This is a genomic window from Spirabiliibacterium mucosae (assembly GCF_014884965.1).
Classification (GTDB): Bacteria; Pseudomonadota; Gammaproteobacteria; order Enterobacterales; family Pasteurellaceae; genus Spirabiliibacterium; species Spirabiliibacterium mucosae.
The window spans coordinates 1-6,435 of sequence record NZ_JABTBO010000043.1 but is presented as its reverse complement, the minus strand read 5'-3'; the positions used below and the strand labels follow the sequence as shown (position 1 = coordinate 6,435).

Below are 6,435 nucleotides of genomic sequence, written 5' to 3'. Positions count from 1 at the left end.
AGCAGCAAGCCGACGTACGCCGGCGAGCCATCGACCCACGAAAAGTCGCTGGGTTTTTCCACGCGGAATAAATTTGAATCAAGCCGATAAAAATAAAAATGCCCGCAATCAGTTGCTCCACGGCGATGCTGGCCGCGAAAGGGTTGATCACCGCAATGATGCCAAAGGCGATGGATAACACGCCGATGGCCAGCCAAATGTGCCAATTTTTCATACTCTGTCCTTATGGTTGTGAAATGGGGTCGAGGGTGGTCATCGCCCAGCGCGGCTGCACATGAATGCTTAAATCCGTTTGCTGACCGCACTTTAAGCGCAAAAAGCCCGCGTAGGCGATCATCGCGCCGTTGTCGGTGCAAAATTGCGGTTGCGGATAAAACACCTCGCCGCCGAGGGATTGCATCATCTCTTCTAACGCGTGGCGCAAAGTGCGGTTGGCGCTCACGCCGCCGGCAATCACCAGGCGTTTCAAGCCTGTTTGTTTCAGCGCGCGGCGGCACTTGATTAACAACGTGTCCACCACCGCCTGCTCAAAGGCCAGCGCGATATCCGCACGAGTTTGCTCATCGAGGGTGTTTTGCGCAATGGTATTCGCCGCAAAGGTTTTCAGCCCCGAAAAGCTGAAATCCAACCCTGGGCGGTCGGTCATCGGGCGTGGGAATTGAAACCGCACTTTGCCTTTTTGTGCCAAGCGCGAAAGGGCAGGGCCACCAGGGTAATCCAGCCCGAGCAGCTTGGCGGTTTTGTCGAACGCTTCACCGGCGGCATCGTCAATCGATTCGCCAAGCAATTGATATTGCCCCACGCCGTCAACCCGCACCAATTGGGTGTGCCCGCCGGAGACCAACAGCGCCAAAAACGGAAAGTGCGGTGGAGTGGGCTCAAGCATCGGCGCAAGCAGGTGGCCTTCCATGTGGTGCACGCCGAGTGCGGGCACCTGCCAGGCATAGGCCAGCGCGCGCGCCACACTCGCCCCCACCAGCAGCGCACCGACAAGGCCAGGGCCTGCGGTGTAGGCAATGCCGTCAATTTCGCCAGGCGCCAAATTCGCCTCTTTGAGGGCGGCCTTAATCAAAGGTGCGGTTTTGCGGATGTGATCGCGCGAGGCCAGCTCTGGCACCACGCCGCCGTAGTCGGCGTGCAGCGCAATTTGTGAATAGAGCTGATTGGCTATCAACCCGCGCGTTTCGTCATAAATGGCAACGCCGGTTTCGTCACACGACGTTTCAATTCCAAGCACACGCATAGTGTTTCCAAAGTCAATTTTTAATGGCGCTATTCTACACCAATTTTGCCACTTTGCTCTAGCGTGAGGTGGATTTTGCCGACTTTTTGCCTTTTTGTTTTGACTTTGCGTGCGGTTTTGGAGTAAAATTGCAACCCTTAATTAAGTCTTGTCGTCATTTTTTTGACGATGTGTATGAAAAATAACAAAATTCCTTTGAGGTGATTGGCAAATGCCTGTAATTAAAGTACGTGAAAACGAATCATTTGACGTAGCATTACGTCGTTTCAAACGTTCCTGCGAAAAAGCGGGTATCTTGGCGGAAGTCCGCAGCCGTGAATTTTACGAAAAACCAACCACAATTCGTAAACGCGAAAAAGCATCTGCGGCAAAACGCCACGCTAAAAAATTAGCTCGCGAAAACGCACGCCACACACGTCTTTACTAATTATTACGTGTGCCGCTTGTCGGCAAGCTGTTATCGAAACCGTGAATGCTTAGGCTTCACGGTTTTGTTGTATGTTGTTTTTTGAGGTCTTTATGCGGGGGTGTTTGCAATGAAAGGTACAATCCCAAGATCGTTTATTGACGATTTGCTCGCACGCACCGACATTGTCGACCTTATCAACACGCGCGTGAAGCTCAAAAAAGCGGGGCGAGATTATCAAGCCTGCTGCCCGTTTCATCACGAAAAAACACCCTCATTTACTGTCAGCCAAGCCAAGCAGTTTTACCACTGCTTTGGTTGCGGTGCCCACGGCAATGCCATCACGTTTTTGATGGAGTTCGATAAGCTCGAATTTCCTGAAGCGATTGAAGAGCTTGCCGCCATTCACGGTGTTGAAGTGCCGCGCGAGCAGCGCGCCGATGACGGCAAACCACACTTGAACTATCAACGCCGGCGTGACTTGCACCAGCTGATGGGTGATATCGCCAGCTTTTATGCCCAAACCTTGCCCGCGCACCGCGAGGCGGTGGAGTATGTTGCCAAGCGTGGCTTGAGTGATAAGGTGGTTGCGCGCTATCAAATCGGCTTTGTGCCCAACAGCATGGACACCGTGCTTAAGCGCTTTGGCAACACGCGCGAGAGCCGTGAGCAGCTGCTGACCACGGGTATGCTTTCGCAAAACGAGCGTGGCAGCACCTATGACCGCTTTCGCAACCGTTTGATGTTCCCGATTCGCGACAAACGCGGTCGGGTGATTGCCTTTGGCGGGCGGGTGCTCGGCGATGAAAAACCGAAATACCTCAACTCGCCTGAAACGGCAATTTATCACAAAGGCAGCGAGCTTTACGGCCTTTATGAAGCGCTGCAACAAGACGATGCGCCTGAGTTTTTGCTGGTGGTGGAAGGCTACATGGACGTGGTGGCGCTGGCGCAATTTGGCGTGGACAACGCCGTGGCCGCACTCGGCACCGCCACAACGCCTGAGCAAATCCAGCAGCTGTTTCGCGCCAGTGAACAGGTGGTGTGTTGCTACGACGGCGACCGCGCTGGGCGGGATGCAGCTTGGCGGGCGCTGAACAACGCCTTAGTGCATCTTCACGATGGCCGCCAGCTCAAATTTGTCTTTTTGCCCGACGGGGAAGACCCAGATTCTTACATTCGCCGCGTGGGCAAAGCCGCGTTTTTAGACTTTGTGCAAGGGGCGAAAACCTTCACCGAGTTTTTGTTTGACCACCTCCTCGCGCAGGTCGATCTTAGCTCCAAAGAGGGCAAAACCAAGCTCGCCACCCTTTGCCAGCCGATGCTGCAAAAAATCCCCGGCAAAGTGCTGCAAAGCCAAGTGCTGGATATGCTCGGCAGCAAAATGGGCGTGTTCAACCCAGACCAATTGCGCGAGCTGATGCTCAGCCAAAACCAAAGTGCGGTTGAGCCGAGTTATCGCCAAGCGGAGGTCAAGCGCTCGCCGATCCGCCTTGTGATCGCCCTTTTGCTACAAAACCCACGGCTAATTGCCTTTGTGCCCGATATTGAGCCGTTTAAAGCGCTAGACGACACGGGCGCTCAGCTTTTGTATCAACTCGCTGCACTATGCCAGCAGCACCTTGGGCTGACCACGGGGCAGATTTTGGAGCACTGGCGCGGAAAAGAACACCACAAAGCCCTTGAAATTTTGGCCATGTGGGATCATCTAATAAGCGATGAGAATATTGAAGACAGTTTTAAAGACACATTGAACTTTCTCTACGGCCAATTGATTGACAAGCGCATGGCGCAGCTTATCGCCAAAGATCGCAGCGCCAGTTTAAGCGCTGAAGAAAAACAAGAGCTGGCGGCGTTGATCATCGCGCAGAAATCATAGGGTATAGGCGCAAAATCTATGTTATACTTAGCTTTTGCTTGATTATTATCATTTATCAATACGTGCGGATGTCAAATTTATGGAGCAAACCCCTAAATCTCAACTCAAATTACTCATTGCTCAAGGCAAGGAACAAGGCTATTTGACCTATGCTGAGGTCAACGACCACCTGCCTGAAGAGTTAGTCGATGCCGAGCAAATTGAAGATATTATCCAAATGATCAACGACATGGGCATTCAAGTGCTCGAAAGCGCACCCGATGCCGATGATTTGATGCTCAATGAAAATATCGCCGATGAAGACGCCGTGGAAGAGGCCACACAAGTGCTCTCCAGCGTGGAGGCGGAGCTTGGGCGCACAACTGACCCTGTGCGGATGTATATGCGTGAGATGGGCAGCGTGGAGTTGCTCACCCGCGAAGGTGAAATTGACATCGCCAAACGCATTGAAGAAGGCATTAACGAAGTGCAAAGTGCGGTCGCCGAATACCCAGAGGCGATCACCTCACTGCTGGAGCAATACGAACAAGTTGAAGCCGGCTCCATGCGCTTGACTGACCTCATCACCGGCTTCGTGGATTTAAGCGAAGTGGTGGATGAAGAAACCGCCGACATGGTGCCTGAGTTCTCCGAAGACGAAGAAGGTAGCGAAGAAGTGGTGGCTGATGACCTCGATGAAGATGACGAAGAAGACAGCGACGACAGCTCAGATGCCGATGATTCTGACAACAGCATTGACCCTGAATTTGCCCGCCAAAAATTTGCCGAGCTCAAATCACAATACAGCGTCACTTTGGAGGCGATTCGCAAGCACGGACGCACCAGCAAAAAAGCGCGTGAGCAAATTGTGATTTTATCCGCCGTGTTCCAGCAATTCCGCTTGGTGCCAAAACAATTTGACAACCTCGTGCTGCTCATGCGTGGCATGCTCAAACGCATTCGCGCGCAAGAGCGCCTGCTGCGCCGCTTAGTTAAAGACTACAGCAAAGTGCCAGACAGCCACTTCCCGAAAGGTTTCACCGGCAAAGAAACCAGCGATGCGTGGCTGGTTAAAGCGCTGGGCGCAGGCAAACCGTGGTCCGACAAGCTGAAAAACTATGAAGGCGAAATCCGCGCCGCCATTGCTGAGTTCGAGGTGATTGAAAAAGACAGCAGCTTGACCATTGCGCAAATTCGTGAAATCGGTGAGCGCATCTCTCAAGGTGAGCTCAAAGCCCGCCGCGCCAAAAAAGAGATGATTGAGGCTAACTTGCGTTTGGTGATTTCAATCGCGAAAAAATACACCAACCGCGGCTTGCAATTCTTGGATTTGATTCAAGAAGGCAACATCGGCTTGATGAAAGCGGTGGACAAATTTGAATACCGCCGCGGCTATAAATTCTCCACCTACGCCACCTGGTGGATTCGCCAAGCGATCACCCGCTCAATTGCAGACCAAGCGCGCACCATTCGTATTCCGGTGCATATGATTGAAACCATCAACAAACTCAATCGTATCTCGCGCCAAATGCTGCAAGAAATGGGCCGTGACGCCACACCAGAAGAGCTGGCAGAGCGCATGAATATGCCAGAAGATAAAATCCGCAAAGTGCTGAAAATCGCCAAAGAGCCAATCTCGATGGAAACCCCTATTGGCGACGACGATGATTCGCATCTCGGCGATTTCATTGAGGACAACACTCTTGAGCTGCCACTGGACTCTGCCACCGCAGAGAGCCTGAAAATGGCCACACAAGAGGTGCTCGACGGCCTCACCCCACGCGAGGCAAAAGTGCTGCGTATGCGCTTTGGTATCGACATGAACACCGACCACACCCTTGAAGAAGTGGGCAAACAGTTCGATGTTACCCGTGAGCGTATCCGTCAAATTGAGGCCAAAGCGCTGCGCAAACTGCGCCACCCAAGCCGCTCAGAAAACCTCAAAAGCTTCCTCGACGAATAGCATACAAAAACCAATACAAAGTGCGGTCCAAACCGCACTTTTTTTCAACCGTACTTTGATAACCGCACTTTTATATTCGCACTTTTTTTCACCAACCATTCAGCCACTTATAGACAACACCCCCACATTGCTCTATAATCGCAACTCCTCCCCGGCCCCATAGCTCAGTTGGTTAGAGCAGTCGACTCATAATCGATTGGTCACAGGTTCAAGCCCTGTTGGGGCCACCAGTTAAACTTTTGTTTGTTTCTATTTCGTGTTGTATTTACCCGTTAAAACAAGAAGTTAAACGTTGTTTAGTGTTTTTTCGTGTTGTCTTTTGTTGGTTCATTAACCCAACAAATAGATCCCCAAATAGATCCCCCGCCGATGAGGGGCAAAAACGTGGGATCTATTGATAACAAAAAGGACACGTTATGGGCAGAAAAACCGCACCGTTATCACTCATCCCAATTAGAAACACCAATCCGAGAAGCAAAGACGACATTTTGCTCAATGGAAACAATCTCATGCTATTATGGCGCTTTTTACTCTCACCCAGCGAGTAAAAAGCGCTTGAAAGAACGAGACGCTTAATAAAAAATGCTTGAGTTTAGGGCTAATGATAAAAATCACTTTATCACTTTAATAAGTTTTCAGAATACATTCTTAGATCTCAAATAATATTTTCAAGTTTTAAGATGATAATTTTATCTTACATTGTGGTAAGTTAAAATATTATATATACATTGATATTTAGCTATAGTATTTATGGATTCCTAGTTCACTATTAGAATTTGCACTCGCCTATAGAAAATAATATTTATCTTTTCTGAATTATAAATTGCTATCGATACTTTTTGATTATTGATAAATTTAATCCTTAAATTATCTGATTTTACATGATTTTTTAAGTCTTCACATCTATCTGGTGGTAAGTTGTATGAAGAATACACAATCAAATCCATTAGTTTGTTGCTATATAT

At 50.0% G+C, this 6,435-nt stretch carries 5 protein-coding genes and 1 tRNA gene; 4 read left to right on the top strand and 2 right to left on the bottom strand.

Going from position 1 to position 6,435, the window contains the following annotated elements; translation table 11 throughout:
• Positions 1-214 (bottom strand): DUF308 domain-containing protein (locus tag HPC37_RS10555; protein WP_208123071.1); only part of this gene is annotated, 214 nt, incomplete at its 3' end.
• A 9-nt stretch (positions 215-223) separates the two neighbouring features.
• Entirely contained in the window at positions 224-1,243 is a 1,020-nt protein-coding gene (tsaD, locus tag HPC37_RS10550; protein ID WP_208123070.1) for a tRNA (adenosine(37)-N6)-threonylcarbamoyltransferase complex transferase subunit TsaD, read from the bottom strand.
• A 211-nt stretch (positions 1,244-1,454) separates the two neighbouring features.
• Here tsaD and rpsU point away from each other — a divergent pair, with 211 nt between their 5' ends.
• The 4 genes from rpsU to HPC37_RS10530 all read left to right on the top strand — a co-directional run bounded on the left by rpsU (position 1,455) and on the right by HPC37_RS10530 (position 5,700).
• Complete coding sequence (gene rpsU, locus HPC37_RS10545; RefSeq protein ID WP_013745715.1) at positions 1,455-1,670, top strand: 30S ribosomal protein S21; 216 nt, start codon at positions 1,455-1,457, stop codon at positions 1,668-1,670.
• 109 nt (positions 1,671-1,779) lie between these two features.
• A complete protein-coding gene (gene dnaG, locus HPC37_RS10540) occupies positions 1,780-3,528 on the top strand; it encodes a DNA primase (RefSeq protein WP_208123069.1) in 1,749 nt (582 codons plus the stop codon).
• 79 nt (positions 3,529-3,607) lie between these two features.
• Complete coding sequence (rpoD, locus tag HPC37_RS10535; RefSeq protein WP_208123068.1) at positions 3,608-5,470, top strand: RNA polymerase sigma factor RpoD; 1,863 nt, start codon at positions 3,608-3,610, stop codon at positions 5,468-5,470.
• A 153-nt stretch (positions 5,471-5,623) separates the two neighbouring features.
• A tRNA-Ile gene (locus HPC37_RS10530) sits at positions 5,624-5,700 on the top strand.
• Positions 5,701-6,435: the final 735 nt, after the last annotated feature.

Excerpts from the sequence above, each read along its gene's own strand:
- tsaD (WP_208123070.1), bottom strand. The coding sequence starts at position 1,243 with ATGCGTGTGCTTGGAATTGAAACGTCGTGTGACGAAACCGGCGTTGCC.
- rpsU (WP_013745715.1), top strand. The coding sequence starts at position 1,455 with ATGCCTGTAATTAAAGTACGTGAAAACGAATCATTTGACGTAGCATTA.
- dnaG (WP_208123069.1), top strand. The coding sequence starts at position 1,780 with ATGAAAGGTACAATCCCAAGATCGTTTATTGACGATTTGCTCGCACGC.
- rpoD (WP_208123068.1), top strand. The coding sequence starts at position 3,608 with ATGGAGCAAACCCCTAAATCTCAACTCAAATTACTCATTGCTCAAGGC.